Genomic DNA, 19,938 nt, shown 5'->3' with positions numbered 1-19,938 from the left:
TAAATAGAAGATAATGGAAAAAATCAAACTACAAAATGTGGTTTTCGGGAAGGAAAATCCTGAACTATATTTTCACGAGAAAGAAGGAGAAATCCTTCTCGACGGCTATTTCAACTTGTTTGATATAGCCAGCAGAAAGAAATATACAGATTTAAAGGGTGTTGTTCTTGAAATCAGAGCCAAGCGATACGATACTCTGTTTCTGATGCATGACGATGAACTGATAGCAGAGCATAAGCTTGGTGATGAAGAAACCGCTGAGATTGAGCTGCCCTATCAGGAATATGACGACGGAGTGTTTTGGTTTAAACTAAAGAAAAGTGACCAAAATCCTTCAGATAGTAAAATACAGCCAGCTTTAAGTTTGAATATGGAGGAGGGAGACTGTGCGGACATATTTGAAGCCGCCTATTACGGTCTCATCGACAGCAAAAGAGAAACTAACATCTGCATCACTATGTGCACCTTCAAAAGAGAAGAGTATGTAAAACAGAACCTGACCTTTGTAGAGATGCAGGTGCTGTCAAGCGAAGAGGTAGCCGAACACCTGAGCATGTATGTTGTTGACAATGGGAAAACACTGGCGGAGGATCCGTATTTTAGGGAAATGGAGAAAAAGAGCCCATGGCTTAAGATTATTCCTAACAAGAATGCGGGAGGCGCTTCAGGATTCACTCGTGGAATGTTGGAAGCTATCAGGGATAGAAAAGATAAAGGTTACACTCACATCCTTTTGATGGACGACGATGTCACCATCATGGAGGATCTATTTGTGCGTTTATATGGGCTTCTATGTACATTACGTTCCGAGTATAAAGATATCCGGGTGGGCGGAGAGCTTTTAAGAAAAGATTTCCCGCAGTATCTGAATGCGAGAGGTGAGTGGAGCGAGAATTATCTTATTCAAAACGACTGCCATTTGGTGGATCTTAGCGACAGAAGAGAGGCTGTAGCCATGCTTTCGAAAAACCGAAACGACAAGAAGCTATATTCCGGTTGGTGGTGCGCCTGCTATTCCCTTGATATGGTGGAAAATTCAGCATTGCCAATGCCTCTTTTCATACATGACGATGACATTTCCTATGAAAGGGAACATGCAGAGAACAGGTTAATGTTTCTGAACGGCATCTCCGTTTGGCACAATGGCTTTGAATTCGGGAATTACGGTGCGAACCAGTACTATCATATAAGAAATAAGCTTATCGCTTCATCTATATATGAGCCGGAAATCAAAAGTACGAGGGCAGCAAAGTGGGTTGCAAAATGCATGATCGCGCTTTTGCTTTCCTATAGATATAAGGAAATCGAGCTGATCAGTAGGGCAGTGACGGACTTTATCAGGGGATCGGAGTGGTTGTATAATGCGGATGCAGAAAAGATAAACAGCAAGGTAAGAGCGGAGTTTTCGAAGGATGCCATGAAATCTGAGGATCTATCCGGTGGGCAAGACTCCATGAGTATGAATGAAGTTCCGGAAGCGGTTATAAAAAGAATAGAAAACTACCGGAGGAACTATTCGGTGGAGGATCTCAAAAAGTACAGCTCAGAAAACAGGACCGGAGGTCATATAATTAACAAACTGACCTTCAATGGATGGATTCTGCCGACAAACAAGAAATATAAAGAAATGACACTTCTGGATACGCCCTTTGAAGCCTTCAGAGCAAAAAATGTGGTACTGTTTGATCCGGTGGATCAAAGGAGCATAATTCTAAAGAAGGATTACGGAAAGTTTTTTGCTTCGCTGATTCTTATTATAAGGGCTGTTGGCAGGATAAAAGCAAATTACGACCAAGTGGCGAAGCGCTATCGGGAAGAAAAGCAAACCATAACGACTAGAGAAAGCTGGAAGAAGTATCTAGATATAGAATGAAAAGTGCTTACATGCTAGCTCTAGAGGTGATTTTTAGATGTTGGGATACCACCTACAGATAAATGGATTGCCATTATGTAGAGACAATGAGTGTTTGAACCGGGAAGGAAATAATAAATGAGACTTCAAAGTATATTATTGCCACAAAAGGAAATATGTCCCATAAGTGACCTTTACTACCATAAATATATAGATGGACAAATCGATTTTGACGGTTACTTCAACCTTTTTCAGATAAAAAAACATAAAAAGTATACGGATATCACTGGGCTTAAGCTGTATCTTTCCGCCCCGGGATTCAAAAAGATTGCTTTGATGTATGACCGGGAAGAAGTGGCGGTATATGAAATACCAGGGATTGAACATAACCTGAATATGGATAATGGTGGTTCCAAGGAGAACCATACGGCTTTATCTTCAGTAATCGGAGCTTTTGGTGTATTCAGTTTTCCTTATGCCGACTACGATGAAGGAGTTTTCTGGTTCAGACTCTACTATGACAAGGAATCCAATATAGATCCTGATCATCTTGAAGTAAGAGGCTTCATGGGTGGCGAGATCGCTACTACGAGAGATGTAAATATCGTTGTAGATATCTGCACCTTTAGAAGAGAGCCTTACGTATACAGAAATATGAAGTCTCTCATGACCATGATAGAAGACGCCAAAAAAGCGAAGCTTGAGGGCGACACACTTGGATGTAAAGAGGTCTCTGAACATCTCAAGGTCTTTTTGGTAGATAACGGGCAGACTCTCGGGCAGCATCAGGATATGACAGAACTCATGAAAAAGAGCGATGGAATCATCAACATCTTCCCAAATAAAAACTACGGTGGTGCTGCAGGCTTTACCAGAGGAATGCTGGAGGCTCTTAGCCATAAGGAAGAGTATGGACTGACCCACGTGCTTCTCATGGATGATGATGCGGTTTTTGACCCGGATGTTTTTGTGAGAGCCTACGGATTTATGGCGACTGTTAAGGAAGAATACAAAGATCTGAGGCTTGGGGGGACGCTGCTGAGGGAGGATTATCCGGGAATCGTTCATGCCTGCGGCGAGTATTTCGATGATTTCAGGGTTGTAAATGACAATCTTCTTACAGATATAAGTAAGTATGAAAACTGTGTAAAAGAAGGGATGCTCGGAACAAGTGGAGAAAACAAGCTCTATTCCGGCTGGTGGTGCTGCTGTTATCCGATACAGCTCATAGAACGAAAACATTTGCCTATTCCACTGTTCATCCATCATGACGACATGAACTTTGAGATGCAGTTTCTGGATTCGGGCACAGTATTTCTCAATGGAATAAGTGTATGGCACAAGGGATTTGAACTTGCATTTATAGGGACAAATGCATATTATGACACACGAAATCCGCTCATAAGTACTGTCATGCACTATGAAAATGTAAATAAGAACTATATTAAAAAGAAAATTTTCAGAATGATGACGGTTTATATAATCAGTTATCAGTATGCAAGTGTGAAGTTCATCTACCAGGGTCTCCTCGACTTCCTGAAAGGACCGGAATGGCTGTATAAGCAGGATGCAGAGGCGCTCAATAACAGGCTCAGAAAAGAGTATGCTGAGAGGTTCCCGCTGAAATCCATAGATGAAGTGGATATGCCGGAAAATGTAAGAAAGGAAATATCAAGGTACAAATCGGAGTATGGTTTGGATGAAATTGAACATGTATACCGTACCAATGAAAAGTACCCTAAGGAAAAGCATTTGCTTGAGAAGATAACATTCAACGGCTGGCTGCTTCCATCCAATGGAAAGACGATTTCATCTTCTTGTATCGAAAAGGGCTTCAAGACATTCAGAAGCAAAAATGTGGTTTACTATGAACTGTCAAGCAACAAGGCAGTTGTGGCAAAGAAGGATTACAAGGAACTGTTTTCATATATCAAGATGATCATCAAAGCCAACAAGGCAATCGATGCAAGATTCGATGAAGCGAAAGAGTCATATCGAAAGAATCTGGCAAAGTACACCACGAAGGAAAGCTGGAAGAAGTATCTGGGGATAGAGTGAACTGTAGGATACTGCATGATGTTTGTTGGAATCATGAGAGAATTGGTTTAATAAAAGGTTGTAAGTGGATAGGAGAATAAAATTATGGATAAAGTAGCAGTACTTAAGTGTTAAAATATAAGGGGCTATCGACTGATACAGTAAGCTACTGTGGCGCGATAGCTCCTTTTTGATAATTTGAAAGATTAATTCTGTTATGATAATTGACAGGAAAGGATATATATGAAGAAGTTCAATACTACTGCGGTTTGTATACCTTCAAAACACTATATGGTGGATTTAACTGATAGAGTAAAAGAAATAAAAGAACTTGTAGATGAAGGCAAGTACTTTACTATAAATAGAGCAAGACAATATGGTAAGACCACTACACTGAAAGCTTTACAAAAATCGCTATCTGAAGAATATGTTGTTTTGAACTTTAGTTTTGAAGGAATCACGAATGCCGGATATCAAACAGAAGGTGAATTTGTGCAGTCTTTTTCAAGATTGACCTTAGATCAGAAAGAGTTTTTTGGAGTTGATATTCCGGATAAAACCGTTGAGCGTTTTGAAAATTTTTGTCTGGGAGAACCGAAAACACTTAAAATGGATGAGCTATACAGAACCTTTAGAAGGTGGATCGCAGGAAAAGAGAAACCTGTGGTTATGATCATAGACGAGGTTGACAGTGCTACCAATAATCAGGTTTTTCTTGATTTTCTGGGACTTTTAAGAGATGGGTATATATCAAGGGAATCTGATGGAGCACCGGCGTTTCAATCAGTCATACTGGCAGGCGTTACAGACGTAAAACATCTCAAAGCAAAAATCCGTTCATATGATGAGCATAAAGTTAATAGTCCCTGGAATATAGCAACAGACTTTGATATAGATATGAGTCTTTCACAGTCGGGAATCAAAAATATGCTGGATGAATATGAGGAAGAACATCATACCGGAATGAAAACAGAAGAAATTTCCAGCTATATCCGAAGGTATACAAATGGCTATCCATATCTTGTTAGCCGTATTTGTCAGATTATAGATGAAAAGCTGGTTCCAGCTGCACTTGAAACGAGCACAGAAGCATGGTCGTTGTATGGCGTTGATGAGGCTATAAAACGGATTCTTCAGGAAGATAACACTTTTTTTGATTCTGTTATGGGTAAGCTTGTGAATATGCCGAGGTTGAAAGATTCTTTAAGAGATATTTTGATGAAGGGTGAAATAATTGCTTACCTTCCCGATGACGAAGAACAAAGACTTCTCAGAATGTATGGTTTTATCGTTAATGACCATAATACTGTTGCGGTAAGTAATAAGATATTTGAAATGCGCCTATATAACTATTTTATCGGTGAGAGCAAGAAGAATAATGATATGAAGCAATTGGCCTCTGCCGATAAATCTGTTTTTGTAACATAGGATAGGATGCTGGACGTAAAGCTTATTATGGAGCATTTTATCGAAGCGCATAATAGAATCCATGGAGAGGAATCTGAGAGATTTCTTGAACAAGAGGGAAGAGAAAGATTTCTTACATATCTGTCACCTATAATCAATGGAACAGGAACATATAGCATAGAAGAACAGACAAGAGACCATAAGCGTATGGATGTAGTTATACACTATCTTGGAAGAATATATGTGATTGAACTCAAAATCTGGCGAGATTCAAGATATAACGAGGATGGTGAGAAGCAAGTTCTGGGATATATGGATTATTTTGGCTTATCAAAGGGATATATGTTGAGTTTTTGCTTTAACAAGGACAAGAAAACAGGTGTGGATGAAGTAAAAATAGGCGACAGGATTCTCGTTGAAGGAATTGTGTGACATTTTTGAACAGGACAGAGCTTACAATAGTTGGTCGGGCTTTTACGAAGATAGTGTAGTAAGAGCTCGGCTCTTGTGTTATAATCCTTTGGTTTATGAGTTTATATAGGGGATTAGGCATAGTATGAATGAAAGTAATAATAAAAGTCAAAGAATTGAGTGGATAGATAACGCTAAAGGAATAGCGATTCTACTTGTAATAATTGGACATATCGGACTATGGATTCAGGGCAGATGGAATTTTCGTTTTGTCTTTGGAATCCATTTGGTGATGTTCTTTTTACTTGCTGGGTATACGAGTAAAAAGAAAGAGCTAACGGCAGAGTTTTTATCTGCAAGATTTTCAAAATTGATGGTTCCATATTTTTATACCTGTTTGGCAATAATGATTACTGACATAATCAATAGTTATTTATTCGCAGAGAAAGATATCGCTGTAATAACCTCCATAATTAAAACAGATTTGATTAGAAGCTTTTTTGCGTCTGGAGCAAAGACCACTTTCGCAAATATCGAGTTAAATACACGTATCGGAGCAATATGGTTTCTGCCTGCAATGTACTTTTCGATTATATTATTCCAATTGATACTACATTTTATTTGTGAAGATGATTTTGCATTGGGCTTGGTAAGCGCCATAATTTCAATATTAGGAATGATTTCATCAAGGTTTTTTGAGGTCCCATTCAGCATTCAGTCAGGAATGATGGCAGTTTTTTTCTTGTGGATTGGATATGAAATCAAAAAGAAGGAACTGCTGAGCCTGATAAAATGGCCACATTGTATTCTGGCAATTATAGTATTGGTGATAGGAATAAAAAATAATTATTGTTGGTCCGATTTTTGTGGCGTCAGCATGGCAGATGTTATTATATCTTTGATTGTCGGACTATCTGGTAGTACAGTTCTGTATTTTGGAGCGAAGAATTATAAAGGTAGGCTACTAAACTGGATAGGGCAGAACTCATTGATTATTCTATGTTTTCATCTATATTCTCTTGAAACATTAGGCCGGTATTATGATGCCATCCTTAACAGAACCCCTTTTGAAGGTGATACAAGAATCTATATCAGGATGATTATGGAAATAGTTTTTGCTGTTTTTGGAGCTGCGATAGTAATTGGAATTAAAAAAATAAAAATCAGAGATATTTTATCGCAACAGTTGATTTATCGGAATGATGACAATAGTGATACAACGATTACAGATGTCTTTAAAGGCATAGTTGTGTTAAGCATCATGATAAAGTACTTTGCAATAGATGAAGGATTAAGAAATATAATTTGTTCATATGATTTTGTAGCACTCTTATTCGTGGAGGGAATAGCGAGTTCTGGAGTCAAAGGATTTATCTACGGGATTAAAGAAGGTGTTACAAAGTATTTAGTTCCATATTTGTTTTTTGTACTAGGCTTCGTATTAATAAATCATAAGATATTTGATTCAGAAATGATCTCAAATATTTGGAATGGTTTATTTATGTGCGATCCAAGTGCAGAAATAGTCTTTTTAAGAAACATACCGTTATGGCCGGTAGATTTTCTTTTATTATTATTTGCTGTCAAAATTCTTTATACTATAATAGATTTCTGTATAAGTAATGAATTCATAAAAATGAGTGTGATTCTTTTGACCTCAATATGTGGATTATACTTAAGCAAAATAACAGAGTTTTATATTCCGTTTAATGCAGACATGGTTTTATATTGTCTGTTATACTATGCAGTTGGTAAAAGTCTGAAGAATGTACTGTATGATCGAGTTATAAATAAAAATTTTCTGTATTTTGCAATAGCTCCTATATGGGTATATGTGATTTATATTGGTGGGCTGAATGTTGAGACAAAACATCTTGAACCATATGGTTACGTGTTTACTGGTGCAATGGCAGCAATTGTTATTATCATGATGCTGGCTGATCATATTGAAAAACATATCGCTATATTAGAACTTATATTAAGCAATGTTGGAGAAACGATTTGTATTGTCCTTGTGGTATATACACTTATGAACCAAATGGTACTTAAATTGTTGTCAAAGTACTTTGACACTAATCATTTTGTATGCATGGTTATATGTATAACGATTCAACTATTAATTTCTATGATAATAGAAATAGGAATTGAGTTAGGCATTAAAAAGATTAAAAAACATAATACAAGTATTTAGTTAAGTGATTATATTAAAGGAGAATTAATAATGGAAAAGCAGAGGATGAAAGAAAACATGGGGATATTACTATTTGGGGCAATAGCATTTGCTTTTTTTGTTGCCTTTTTTTCTACAGTACATCCGATTGTAATCTCGGATACTGATGATTGGCTATATAGTTATGAGGCAAGAAATGCCATCCCTATAGTGCATCTCTGGAATCCGACAAGAGTGTTGCCTGAAATACTTATGCCTTTTGTGACAAGAATTTGCGCATATGGCATATATCCATTTTTTAAAAGCACAGGTATTTTTCATTGTTTAACAGTTACATACGCTATCACAGTCTCGCTTTTTCAGTTATTGTTACTTTTTCAATTAAGTAAACTATTGAAACACAACAATATGCAGTTAAAAGAGATTCTGGCATATTTGGCGTTTTATATTCTGGCTGGTTTTTGGGTTTTTAGAAGTTCTTCGGATTCACCCAATATTTATGCGTTACATTCACTTGATGCATGTACTTATTTTTATTATGTTATACCGAACCTTTTAGCATGTGGAATTGTCTGCTATATGATTTATTCGGAAGAAAATGGTATTAAACATGGATTAGTGTATAGCAATATTGAAATCGTAGCAGTTTATCTGTGCTTGTTTTCAAACCTTTTTTCCTCAATAATCCTTGCTGTTTATGTAGGCACAAGCTTGCTTTTTGAAATAATAAAAGTGATTAAAACAAAGAGTAAGTCCTGGAAAGAATTTTTTGCATCAAGATATTGGAAATTGATCATTTTGTCGGCATGGGCGGTTTCGCAGGTAATGGAGGCAACAGGAGGAAGAGCCGACTATAATTATGATTTTGGGAATTATCAGGATTGCCTGATTGAAACGACAAAACTATTATTTGGACTTGTAAAAACAGTGAACAAGGCTTGCTTTATTAGTTTTGTTATCATAGCGGTATCTGGCTTGATCGTTTTATTCCGAAATGGGGAAAAACGGTTGACCGGTTTTATTGCGTTTGGAGCGTTAAATGCAATTTTGATTATAACGTATGAGATAATGCTTTGCACAAAAGTACAACCAAATTACATACAAAGATTTGATGTAATATATGGTGGTTTCTTTTGGTTGATGATCATCGAAATCTTTTCTTTATATGTCATAAGTAAGAAATACAAGCCATTAAAATCATTATATCTTTTAGCGCTTATCATAATTTTGTTCAATTGCGAAACTGTTGGAAAGACATATAAAGAGTCTATGGTCAGACAGGATTTGGAACCGGAAGCAGCCTATCAAATATGTGATGATATCATAGAACAGTTACAGGAAATTGATAGAAACAATAGTACTGAAGTAACTGTCTTTGTTCCGGAATTTGATGGTCCTTCAAATTGGCCTTATGGTACATATGCAGGTCAAAGATTTGCTGAGTTTGCATATGCGTATGGCTTGACATCAAATAGACTAAAAGTTATTGAAACAGTAGCAACAACTGAAAAAAACTATTTATTAAATGGTGGATTATCAAATTAAAGGAGAGAAATGATGGATTGTAAAAATGATAGAACTAAGCCAATACTATATATTGTGATTCCATGCTACAATGAGGAACAGGTTCTTCCGATTTCTTCAAAGCTTTTTCTGGAGAAGATTAATAGTCTTGTGGCTTTAGGGAAGATAAGCGATGAGTCCAGAATTATGTTTGTGAACGATGGTTCCAAAGATGATACTTGGAATCTCATAAAGCAATACGCAAAGGAAGATAAACACTTTATAGGTATCTCCCAAAGTCGCAACAGAGGACATCAAAATGCCGTCCTGGCAGGGCTTATGGAGTCCATGGATTACTGTGACATAACCATTTCCATAGACTGCGATGGACAAGATGATATCAATGCTATGGATGAAATGGTTGATAAATATGCAGAGGGATATGAGGTAGTTTATGGTGTCAGATCAAAGAGAGATACGGACACGTTCTTTAAAAGATTCACAGCGGAAAGTTTTTACAAGGTGTTGGATAAATTCGGAGGTGTTGAAGTTGTTTATAATCATGCGGATTACAGACTTATTTCCAAAAAGGTCCTGAAGGAGTTTGCAAATTTCCACGAGGTAAATCTGTTTCTCAGAGGACTTATCCCGCTAGTCGGATTTCCAAGCACCAGTGTTTTCTATGAAAGGCATGAGAGAATGGCCGGAGAGAGTCATTATCCGTTGTCCAAAATGTTGGCACTAGCCTTTGATGGGATAACAAGCCTTTCCATAAAACCCATCAGACTTATAATAGGCTTTGGTTCATTGGTTACGTTCATGTCTTTAATAGGAATTATCTGGGCGGTTATTGGATTCGTCAATGGCAGTACTGTAGCCGGCTGGGCTAGTATGATATGTCTCATCTGCTTCTTTGGCGGAGCAAATATGCTGGCTCTCGGCATTATTGGAGAATATGTAGGTAAATCATATATTGAGATAAAAGCAAGACCAAGATACATAATTAGTGAAAGAACATATTCTTTGAAAGAAAAATAGATCCTGCAATGGGAAGCATATACTTAAGAGGTTGAAATGTCGAAATTTGAACAAAAAATAATAGATATCTTGATAGCTAACCGAATATTGTTTTTTTTGTGCATGGTTACGATACTGAGTTTATTTATAAGGTTTTGCTATAGAGATTTTATTTCAATAGATGCAGAAGGTTTTTTATTACCTTGGTATGATGAAATAAAAGAAAAAGGAATTAATAGTCTGGCAAGCCAAGTTGGTGATTATAATATTCTTTATCAATTTATTATTTATGTTTTTACGTTATTGCCGATTAAGTCGCTGTATGCATATAAATTATTGTCAGTCATATTTGATTATGCATTGGCAATAATCGTTTCATTTTTAATGGTCGATGATAAAAAGGGTCAAAAACTTGATTTATTAAAATCATATAAGTTTGCAGAAGTATATTGTGTAGTATTGTTCAGTCCAATTGTATTTTTGAACTCATCATGTTGGGCACAGTGTGATTCTATATATACATTTTTTGTTTTTGCAGCATTATATTCATACAATAAAGAAAAATATGGAATGATGTTTATGCTGTTAGGAATGGCTTTTTCTTTTAAATTTCAGACAATATTTATCTTGCCGTTTTTGTTGATTTTATATGTAATGCAAAAAAGATTTTCACTGGCATATTTTTTCATTATTCCACTTACACTTGTTGTCTCAGCGTTACCTGGAATTATTATGGGTAGAAGTATTATGGATCCCTTTAGTATTTATATGAACCAAACAGGGACATACAACACTATTTCGCTGAATTATAATAGCTTTTGGAATATTATTGGCGGATGGTCCGGGGGTGAAAGTGATTTTGCAGAATTTAAGATAATGGCAGTCGTTTTCACAACAACGATTCTCGGCGGAATACTTATGAAGGTTATTAGTAGTAATTATTCATTAGATTTATATGGATTGATTTTATTGTTACATATTACAACCTATACCTGTGTTTTGTTTTTGCCGACCATGCATGAAAGGTACGGATTTATCTATGAAATTACAGCGATATTGCTAGTGTTTTTTGATAAAAGGTTTTTCTTTTATGGAGTAGGAGTGATTCTACTGTCATGTATGACATATGGATATTTTCTTTTTGGTGTAGAATACCCATCACTTATAATGTCTATTTTTAATGTTGCTCTATACTGCGGTTATGTCTATAGATTTTCTAATTCATGTAAACCAACAAATATTGCATTTGAATAGCCTGATTTTATTAACAGAAGTTTTTTCTATGGGGTATCCAAATACGCTTTTCTTTCTTGAGTATCCTACGGATAAGTTTGTAAATTCAGTTGAGTGGCTTGATTCAGAAGCGGAATTTAGGCCAATAAAGTCATTTGGAAATATAATTTTCGGGTAATTAGGAGATAATACTCCGATAGTTGGCGATACATATGTCTATAGATCTTCAAATTCGACTGCTAAAGAGTATGCTCATTTAAATGGATTAAATACAAAAGAATTTGGTGATTACTGTGTGAGCTATTTGGAAACATAAAAGAAAAAACGTCGGACTTTTACGAAGACAGAAGTCGTAAAAGCCCGGCTCTTATGTTATAATGGCAGAGTTTTAGAGGATAATATAGATTTTTTGGAGATATTTTGCAGATGGAAAAATTCAAAGCAAGAGTTATGAATTTTTGGGGCTATCGTAATCTGTACGAAGAGCTGGTTATGAAGGACATAAAGCTTAAGTACAGACGCAGTTTCCTTGGATATATATGGAGTATACTGAATCCGCTTATGATCATGTGTATCATGGTGATGGTTTTCTCTCATATGTTCAGGTTTGATATAGTAAACTACCCGGTTTACCTTATTATTGGACAGACGATTTTTAACTTTATGAATGAGGCTACCAACAAGTCGATGTGGGCAATCCTCGGAAATGCGCCTCTGATGAAGAAGATTTATGTTCCGAAGTATATTTTTACCTTGTCAACAGTTACCAGTTCCTGTGTGAATTTAGTATTTTCACTAGGGGCTATACTTATAGTGTTTATAGTTTGCGGAGTAAACTGGAATCTTTGGATGCTGTTTATACCTGTAATTCTTGTGGAAGTATTTGTTTTCTGTGTGGGTATGGGACTCTTTTTGTCGGCAGCTACAGTGTTTTTCAGAGATATCCAGTATATTTACGCAGCTTTCCTTACGGCATGGATGTACGCGACACCAATATTCTATCCGATTGAGCAGTTGCCGGAAAAACTTCAGTGGGTGATCAAACATTTTAATCCCATGTACTCCTATATCCAGCAGTTCAGAACAGTGGTGTTCCAGGGAATCTGTCCGGATTTGAGACTTATTTTCTATGGAGTAGTGATAGCAATCTTTATGTCGGTATTCGGACTTTGGGTGTTTAGTAAGACACAGGATAAATTTATTCTTTATATTTAATTGGAGAATGTGACTGGAAAATGGCAAAGACAGAAGTAAATGATGATATCGCCGTTAAGGTTGACCACGCAACCGTCCGTTTTAACATGGCGACAGAACGAATAGATAATTTAAAAGAATATTTCGTGAGGCTTATTCAGGGAAGACTGATGTTTCAGGAATTCCTGGCACTGAAAGACGTAAGTTTTGAAGTTAAAAAGGGTGAGTCCTGGGGCATCATCGGAACAAATGGCTCAGGAAAGTCCACACTCCTCAAGCTTATTTCCGGAATACTCAAGCCATACAAGGGATCAGTAATTATAAACGGATCCATAGCACCACTTATCGAACTTGGCGCCGGCTTTGACGGAGAGCTTACCGCAAGAGAAAACATATTCCTTAACGGCGCAGTTCTTGGCTATAAAAGAGATTTCATGAAAGAGCACTTCGACGAAATCGTAGATTTTGCGGAAATTCGAGATTTCCTTGATATGCCTATCAAGAACTATTCATCAGGTATGTCGGCGAGACTCGGCTTTGCCATTGCAACCGTTGTGCAACCCGACATCCTCATATGCGATGAGGTTCTGGCTGTAGGAGATTATGCATTCCAGCAGAAATGCGAAAAGCGAATGACGGATATGAGGGATAAGGGAACCACTCTTCTTTATGTTTCTCATAATATCGACTCAGTACGCTATGTGTGTGACCATGCATTATGGCTTAACAAAGGCAATGTAAAGGATGCTGGCGTTGTTGATAAGGTTGCAGATGAGTATATGAAATTAGAAAGATAACTACGATAAGTAATCTAAAATATAATTCTACAGGTATTGTCATACTGTTACTTATTGATATATAAATAGTGTGAGAGAAAAAGAATATATAATCACAAGATGTATAACATAGATTATTAATGTACAATGTGACATTGTAATGATGAAACAAAAACGAGGAGATTTGTTATGGAATATAAGATTCAATCGATTATACTACCTACAGAGGCTAAACACCAGCAGTGCAGAGATTTGTTTTACAGAGGTGATGTAGGCTATCTTGATAGAGAAGAAAAAAAACTTGTTCTCGGAAGGGGCCAGAAATGTGATTTCACCACATATATCAACGCATGTTCTTATGAGAAGTGGAAACTATATACTAATGCAAGGAAACTGAAACTTACTTTGGATATAGAAGGACCTGTAAGTATATGTTATGTCGGGTTTCATAAAAACTTAATTGAGATTGTGCGTAACGAATATGAGACTAAGACATATAATGAGCAGGGACGTCATCAGATTAGTTTCGAGTATTCAGAAAACAATGAAACTATGAACGGTTTTGAGATTTCTGCATTAGGTGATGCCACTCTATATGGTGGGTACTTTACAGTCGAGTGTGATGAGAAAGATTTGAACGATGTTAATCTGTCTATTGCAACAACAACTCATAAAAAAGAAGAGTTCATAACAAAGAATGTTAGTTTATTGAAAAAAGAGATCATCGAATCAGAGGATAATATCGCAGAGCATTTTTTTGTGCATGTTGTAGATAATGGAAGAACACTTTCCGATAAAGATATATATGGAAAGAATGTCTTTTTACATCCAAATCCAAATGCTGGTGGAGCAGGTGGTTTTGCGAGAGGAATGATAGAATCTATCCATCAAGAGCCTAAGATATCTCATGTATTACTGATGGATGATGACGTGTTGGTGCTTCCTGAAAGTATAAAGAGAACATATAATCTGTTGAGGCTTATGAAGAAAAATTATGAGGACTATTTTATTTCAGGAGCGATGCTTCGTTATGAATATCCAGATTTACAACATGAAGACATAGGATACGTAAGACCTGATGGCTATTTTTCACCTGTAAAAAGAGAATTTAATCATTGTTTTCTGAATGATAATCTTGACAATGAAAAGAAGTATAACAGAGACGAAAACCAATATGGTGCATGGTGGTATTGTTGCATCCCAAAAAAGGTGATTGACAAATATGGATTACCTTTGCCTTTGTTTATCAGAGGTGATGATGTTGAGTATAGTTTGAGATGCAAGGCACATCATATAACTATGAATGGTGTCGCTGTATGGCATATGGGCTTTACTACGAAATTTAATGCTGCAATGAATATTTATCAAAATTGTAGGAATGTTTTGATAGGAAAAGCAACCTCAGACATAATGAAATCTTCCGATTTGGTTAGATTGATATTTATCAGAAGTTATAGAGAGAGTTTATTACAGTTTAATTACGGTGCGGCTGAACTTGCCTTAAAGGCTTTTGAGGATTTTATGAAGGGTCCTGCATTTATAATGGAAGACCGCGGTGAAGAGATAATAAAAGAAAACTCCAAATTCAATGATGAAATGAAGCCATTAACTAATTATGGAAGATTTCATTTTATGGGTCCATGGGAAGTTTATCAGAATGAACCGAGGAAACCTATAAGTTCACTTATATATAAAGCTACTTATAACGGACAAAGATGGATTCCGGATTTCCTGTTGAAAAAGAAGCCGGCTATAGTAGGATTTGATAATCCATATTTACCTGGCACAATAACTTTACATGATAAGGTTCTTGCGGTTAACCCTTATAATGATATGGGAGTTATGCGTAAGCTTGATAGAAAAAAGTTCAAAGAGTTGGAAAAGAAACGCAAGGAGCTTCAAAAAGAATATAAGAAAAATAGGAATAGCATCATCAAAGCATATAGGGATAAATCTGACTATTTGAAGTCAGAGGAGTTCTGGAGAAAGTATCTTGGAATCTAACAAGAAATAGACAATTTTAGAGAAATAGACAATAATAAACTGAGGTGGCGGCTTTCGGATAAAGACGGATTTTTATTTATCTGACAGGCCGCCATCTTAGATTATAAAAGTCAGGAAAGATGGATAAGTAATATGGGTTTAAGCGTGTATTATGCAGTGATAAGGCTGCTTAAGTTTGTACTTATACCGATGGTGACAGTGGTCATACTATACAGAAAAAGAAAACAAAAGCTTATCGGAAGCTTGGATTTGTTGATGTATTTTGTATTGGCTATGGTTGGAAATGTAGTCGGAACGAGACTTGGCCTTACTATAATAGGAAAGTTTTTTAGGAGCATCGTAGGGATAGAGCTGCCATATAATAAGTGTTATGTTTTGGCAGGCATGATTCTTGCGGTATTTGTGCTTCCTAAACTTTTGGAGTTATTCTCACTTTTTTCTTCAAAACTATTCCACATGAGTGACAGAGAAGTGGTGAAGAACACGCTCGACTACTACTTCCTGTTTGTGATTTCTGTTGTTTGTTTTGGTACGCAGATTGGCCTCACAACTTTTTACTTCAATTTACCTTATGAGGTGTATAAAAATCTGTATATAGTATCATGCCTTGCAGCAGCCTTTAAAGTTATGATGCTGCTGACAGATAAGGACTCTGCTGGTTCTATTTCTGACATACATAAGTCAATTACAGATGGTAGTAGTCAGGAAGTTAGAGGATTGACAGCGAACAGGAAAAAGGTAATTGACTTTATTAAGGAAACATCATTCAGGAATAAAAATCTTCTCCTAAGCATTCCGGTAGCGCTTGTATTTTACCTTGCCTTTCCGTCGGAACACTACCTGTATCAGCAGTTCCTGGCACCACTTATCATAGGATGTGTGGGTATAAAAGTTCAGAAAATATTATATGCGGCCATTATTCCGGTTGTTGTGGTGATACCTGTTATGATCATGGCAGGTTTAGGCGGCGCAATCTACAGCATGAGTTATTTTTATAGAGATATGCGAAGCTGCTGGGGACACATCTATCCTACAGATTTTGGAACGGCTATAATTTTTATTGCCATAACCATATGGGTTATGTTTAGAGATGTTCCAGATGTTTTCTTTTTGATTCCGGCAGCGGTGTCATATTTCATTTCTACTTATATTACCAGAAGTTTCACTTCAGAGTATATCACTGTGCTGTTTCTTGTTGTGATCCTTGCGAGGATTCTGGGGAGAGAGGTGTTAGAAAAGAGAGGGAAACTTAAGTGGATTCCAAAGATCAACAATGTGCTTATGTTGTCGGCTTTTCCGGTTTTCGGAATGATGATGCTGTTTTTGGTTTTTGCGTATGTGAAAGAAAAAAGCTGGGCATTGGCGCTTGATACACTTATGCATGCCAGACTCAGATATCCAGCAGAAATGTATGCAGAGTACGGAATACATGCCTTTGGTACATATTTTGATATGATAGGTGCTGGAGGATCAGTTATAGCCAATGGTGGACAATATAACTTCCTTGACTCCACTTATCCACAGATATTCATAAGATACGGCTGGGTCACATATATAACAGCTTGTGGACTGTGGGTGTGGACAACCTGGAGAGCTATAAAGGCTGGACACAGGCGGATGGCCGTGGCTATGGCACTTTTCTCTGTAGACTTCATCATGGAACACCATTGGTATGAGCTTTGCTACAATCCGTTCATAATCATGGCATTTGCAGATTTCACCTGGGAAGTTGGGCATAAAGCCATAAATATGACAAGCTTAAATGGATGGACCAAACTGAGAAAAAATCTCAAAGGTGATCCTGCCGGAGGTACAAATGTAGAAATTCCAAACAGACTTTATGAAGATGGTACGAAGTCTTTGCCATATAGAGCAGCATTTTGGGGAGTCTTTTTCGTACTACTTGTGGCCTGGTTCCTGATTCTCCCGGTGATTTTTTCCTGGATGAGGACAATCTTCCATGGATGCGGTCTCTACGGCGGCGGTGAAAAGGGAAAGATTGTTTTTGCGATCATAACAGTATTCCTGGGTGCAACACTGCTCGTGATATGGAATCTGAGCAAAATTGTAGCATTATTCATAATTAATGAAACGCTGTTAGTTCGTGAGACAGACAATAGCCATACAAACGGGGACAAATCAAGAAAAAGTTATCTAAATGATAGTGAGGATACAAATAAAGACAAGAGCGAGGCAGATAATAGTAATTCAAACAAGGAAATAGTAAGCAATATTGATGTAAGCATCAGAAGCAACATCATGTTCTTGTTGGTTGGCGTTGTCGTGCTCTTTACATTTGCTGCCGCCGGCAATAGCCTCATAAACAAGGTGGGGGCTGAAAATGCTGACAGAATTGAGCAAAACAGAAAGGTGTTGGAGATTGCAGTAGCCCATGCAGATGGTAAGGTTTATGTGGATATGCTTCCGGAAGCCTACATAAGACGCATACGGGGACTCAGCAGATCCTATATGAACGGACATGATTATGGAAGGTACAGCAACGCGACGGTTCTCACAGACGCTGACTGGGATTCGGCGTGTCTCACGGGAGAAGGATTCCTGTATCTCCAAATATCGGAAAACGATGCCATATACACCAACGACAGCGGTGTCATAGAAGCGCTCAGGGAGGAGGGCTATGTCCTCAAGGGTTACAATTCCTATGTTCATCAGGTTGACATGGAAAATATGGCGAGAATGAATGATGTTGAGGAGACAGAGGATGGGCTTCTCCTTGAAGGAATAGAGCACCAAATCATTCATGGACCATACCTCGAGCTTGCCTCAGGAAAATTCACGGCGGAATTTGAACTCAAGCTACTGAATCCGACGGGAGACATCAATAAGAAGGTTTGCGGACTCAGAGTGGCATCTTACTATGGTCAGTCTGTAAAGGCTGAAGTTAATGTTTATGAAAGTGACTTTGATGAAGATGGAAAAGTCACCTATAAGGTTCCGTTTTGGGGGAACGGGCAGGGCTATGAGTTCCTGGTTTTCACCGAAGATGGCGTGAAATGTCTCGTTTCATCCATAACCTATGCAAGGACACCGGACATGGATATCCATATAATAGTAGACGGCGAGGGCAGAACCATACATGAAGAGTACTATGATATGGAGGGCAATCCGAAGCAGATGTCTGAAGGGCACTATGGCATGGAGTATGCTTACGATGACAATGACCTTCCGATCATGAGACGGTATCTGGGAATTGATTTCGAACCGGTAGTCATAAGTAATGGTTATGCTGAAGTACGTAGGGAGTATGATATCAACAAGCGACTCATCAAGGAAAGCTACTATGGAGTAGATGGCGAGCCTGTTAATCTTCCTGCTGGTCAGCATTCAGTAGTCAAGGATTATGATTTCAAAGGAAATGTTATAAAAGAGGCTTACTATGGAGTGGATGGGGAGCCTGTGATATATAACAACAATTTCCATGTGATAATCAGAGATTTCGATGAGAAGAATCGCTGCATCCACGAAGAGTATTACGGCACTGACATGGAGCCTATAGCATTGGCAGGCGGATATGCTGGAATCGACAGGGAGTATGATGAAGAGGGTAATGTCATCAGGCAGGTATTCCTGTCGACGGATATGGAGCCGGTTGTCATAGACAAGGGTTATGCAGAGTGGCGCAAGGAGTATGATGGGAACAAATGTGTTCTGATGGAGTGCTACTACGGCGCTGATGGTGAGAAGCTGCTGCTCAATGATAAGTACTTTATGATCAGGAGAACTTTCGATGAGAAGAAGCAGTGCACCAGTGAGAAGTATTATGGACTCGATGAAGAACCTATCCTGATACCGGGGGGCTATGCCGGATATGAACAGAGTCAGGATGACAGAGGTAATGTTGTTCACTTCACCTATCTCGGACTCGAGGGCGAGCCGGTCATTGCGGATTCCGGCTTCTCCATATGGCACAGAACCTACAATGAAAAGAAGCAGGTCATCAGAGAAGAGTACTATGATGTCGATGATCAGAAGATGACACGTCCAGGCGGACAGTTTGCAGTAGAGCATGAGTACGATGAAGCAGGCAATAGCATTAATGACATGTACTTTGGTCTCTCGGATGAAAGGATCCTCGTAAACGGAAGTTTCTGGAAGGTGCAGCGTACCTACAACGAGAACAAGAAGAATGTTCATGAAGAGTACTTCGGTACAGACGGTGAACCGATCCTTGTCGGAGGAAAATACGCGATGATCGACTTCGTCTATGATGACAGTGGAAAGCTTGTGAAGAAGATTCTCAAAGACATCGCCGGACAGGTGGTGGAAGAACAGGATGTATGATGTAAGGGCATGATGTATGTGCTGCTGCATAT

General features: G+C 37.8%; 12 protein-coding genes. All 12 read left to right on the top strand.

All coding sequences use genetic code 11. From position 1 onward, the window contains the following. Positions 1 to 13 precede the first annotated feature (13 nt). Positions 14 to 1,873, top strand: a complete 1,860-nt coding sequence (locus G625_RS0106080) for a glycosyltransferase family 2 protein (RefSeq protein ID WP_029200408.1) — start codon at positions 14 to 16, stop codon at positions 1,871 to 1,873. A 117-nt stretch (positions 1,874 to 1,990) separates the two neighbouring features. Beyond that, positions 1,991 to 3,910, top strand: a complete 1,920-nt coding sequence (locus G625_RS0106075) for a glycosyltransferase (protein ID WP_029200407.1) — start codon at positions 1,991 to 1,993, stop codon at positions 3,908 to 3,910. Between the two features lie 222 nt (positions 3,911 to 4,132). After that, a complete protein-coding gene (locus tag G625_RS18630; RefSeq protein WP_049895758.1) occupies positions 4,133 to 5,317 on the top strand; it encodes an AAA family ATPase in 1,185 nt (394 codons plus the stop codon). Positions 5,318 to 5,323: 6 nt separating this feature from the next. Continuing rightward, a complete protein-coding gene (locus G625_RS21085) occupies positions 5,324 to 5,728 on the top strand; it encodes a hypothetical protein (RefSeq protein WP_049895757.1) in 405 nt (134 codons plus the stop codon). Between the two features lie 124 nt (positions 5,729 to 5,852). Further along, positions 5,853 to 7,898 carry an acyltransferase family protein gene (locus G625_RS0106065; protein WP_029200406.1) on the top strand — a complete coding sequence of 682 codons (2,046 nt, stop codon included), beginning with the start codon at positions 5,853 to 5,855 and terminating at the stop codon, positions 7,896 to 7,898. Positions 7,899 to 7,928: 30 nt separating this feature from the next. Beyond that, positions 7,929 to 9,422 (top strand): hypothetical protein, encoded by a 1,494-nt coding sequence (locus G625_RS0106060; RefSeq protein ID WP_029200405.1) that lies wholly within the window; start codon positions 7,929 to 7,931, stop codon positions 9,420 to 9,422. A gap of 12 nt (positions 9,423 to 9,434) precedes the next feature. Then, positions 9,435 to 10,418, top strand: coding sequence for a glycosyltransferase family 2 protein (locus G625_RS0106055; RefSeq protein ID WP_029200404.1), 984 nt, complete (start codon positions 9,435 to 9,437; stop codon positions 10,416 to 10,418). A gap of 36 nt (positions 10,419 to 10,454) precedes the next feature. Beyond that, a complete protein-coding gene (locus G625_RS0106050) occupies positions 10,455 to 11,651 on the top strand; it encodes a hypothetical protein (protein ID WP_029200403.1) in 1,197 nt (398 codons plus the stop codon). Positions 11,652 to 12,056: 405 nt separating this feature from the next. Continuing rightward, positions 12,057 to 12,845, top strand: a complete 789-nt coding sequence (locus G625_RS0106045; RefSeq protein WP_029200402.1) for an ABC transporter permease — start codon at positions 12,057 to 12,059, stop codon at positions 12,843 to 12,845. Positions 12,846 to 12,865: 20 nt separating this feature from the next. Next, positions 12,866 to 13,621, top strand: a complete 756-nt coding sequence (locus G625_RS0106040; RefSeq protein WP_029200401.1) for an ABC transporter ATP-binding protein — start codon at positions 12,866 to 12,868, stop codon at positions 13,619 to 13,621. Between the two features lie 168 nt (positions 13,622 to 13,789). After that, positions 13,790 to 15,604 carry a glycosyltransferase gene (locus G625_RS18625; RefSeq protein WP_049895756.1) on the top strand — a complete coding sequence of 605 codons (1,815 nt, stop codon included), beginning with the start codon at positions 13,790 to 13,792 and terminating at the stop codon, positions 15,602 to 15,604. Positions 15,605 to 15,736: 132 nt separating this feature from the next. Continuing rightward, positions 15,737 to 19,906, top strand: a complete 4,170-nt coding sequence (locus G625_RS0106030; protein WP_029200400.1) for a hypothetical protein — start codon at positions 15,737 to 15,739, stop codon at positions 19,904 to 19,906. Positions 19,907 to 19,938: the final 32 nt, after the last annotated feature.

This window comes from Oribacterium sp. NK2B42 (assembly GCF_000424445.1).
GTDB lineage: Bacteria > Bacillota > Clostridia > Lachnospirales > Lachnospiraceae > Oribacterium.
The sequence above is the reverse complement of the archived record's forward strand: the minus strand, read 5'-3'. Positions and strand labels throughout refer to the sequence as shown.

Excerpts from the sequence above, each read along its gene's own strand:
- G625_RS21085 (WP_049895757.1), top strand. The coding sequence starts at position 5,324 with ATGCTGGACGTAAAGCTTATTATGGAGCATTTTATCGAAGCGCATAAT.
- G625_RS0106065 (WP_029200406.1), top strand. The coding sequence starts at position 5,853 with ATGAATGAAAGTAATAATAAAAGTCAAAGAATTGAGTGGATAGATAAC.
- G625_RS0106030 (WP_029200400.1), top strand. The coding sequence starts at position 15,737 with ATGGGTTTAAGCGTGTATTATGCAGTGATAAGGCTGCTTAAGTTTGTA.
- G625_RS0106045 (WP_029200402.1), top strand. The coding sequence starts at position 12,057 with ATGGAAAAATTCAAAGCAAGAGTTATGAATTTTTGGGGCTATCGTAAT.
- G625_RS0106055 (WP_029200404.1), top strand. The coding sequence starts at position 9,435 with ATGGATTGTAAAAATGATAGAACTAAGCCAATACTATATATTGTGATT.
- G625_RS0106075 (WP_029200407.1), top strand. The coding sequence starts at position 1,991 with ATGAGACTTCAAAGTATATTATTGCCACAAAAGGAAATATGTCCCATA.
- G625_RS0106050 (WP_029200403.1), top strand. The coding sequence starts at position 10,455 with ATGTCGAAATTTGAACAAAAAATAATAGATATCTTGATAGCTAACCGA.
- G625_RS18630 (WP_049895758.1), top strand. The coding sequence starts at position 4,133 with ATGAAGAAGTTCAATACTACTGCGGTTTGTATACCTTCAAAACACTAT.
- G625_RS0106080 (WP_029200408.1), top strand. The coding sequence starts at position 14 with ATGGAAAAAATCAAACTACAAAATGTGGTTTTCGGGAAGGAAAATCCT.
- G625_RS0106040 (WP_029200401.1), top strand. The coding sequence starts at position 12,866 with ATGGCAAAGACAGAAGTAAATGATGATATCGCCGTTAAGGTTGACCAC.
- G625_RS0106060 (WP_029200405.1), top strand. The coding sequence starts at position 7,929 with ATGGAAAAGCAGAGGATGAAAGAAAACATGGGGATATTACTATTTGGG.
- G625_RS18625 (WP_049895756.1), top strand. The coding sequence starts at position 13,790 with ATGGAATATAAGATTCAATCGATTATACTACCTACAGAGGCTAAACAC.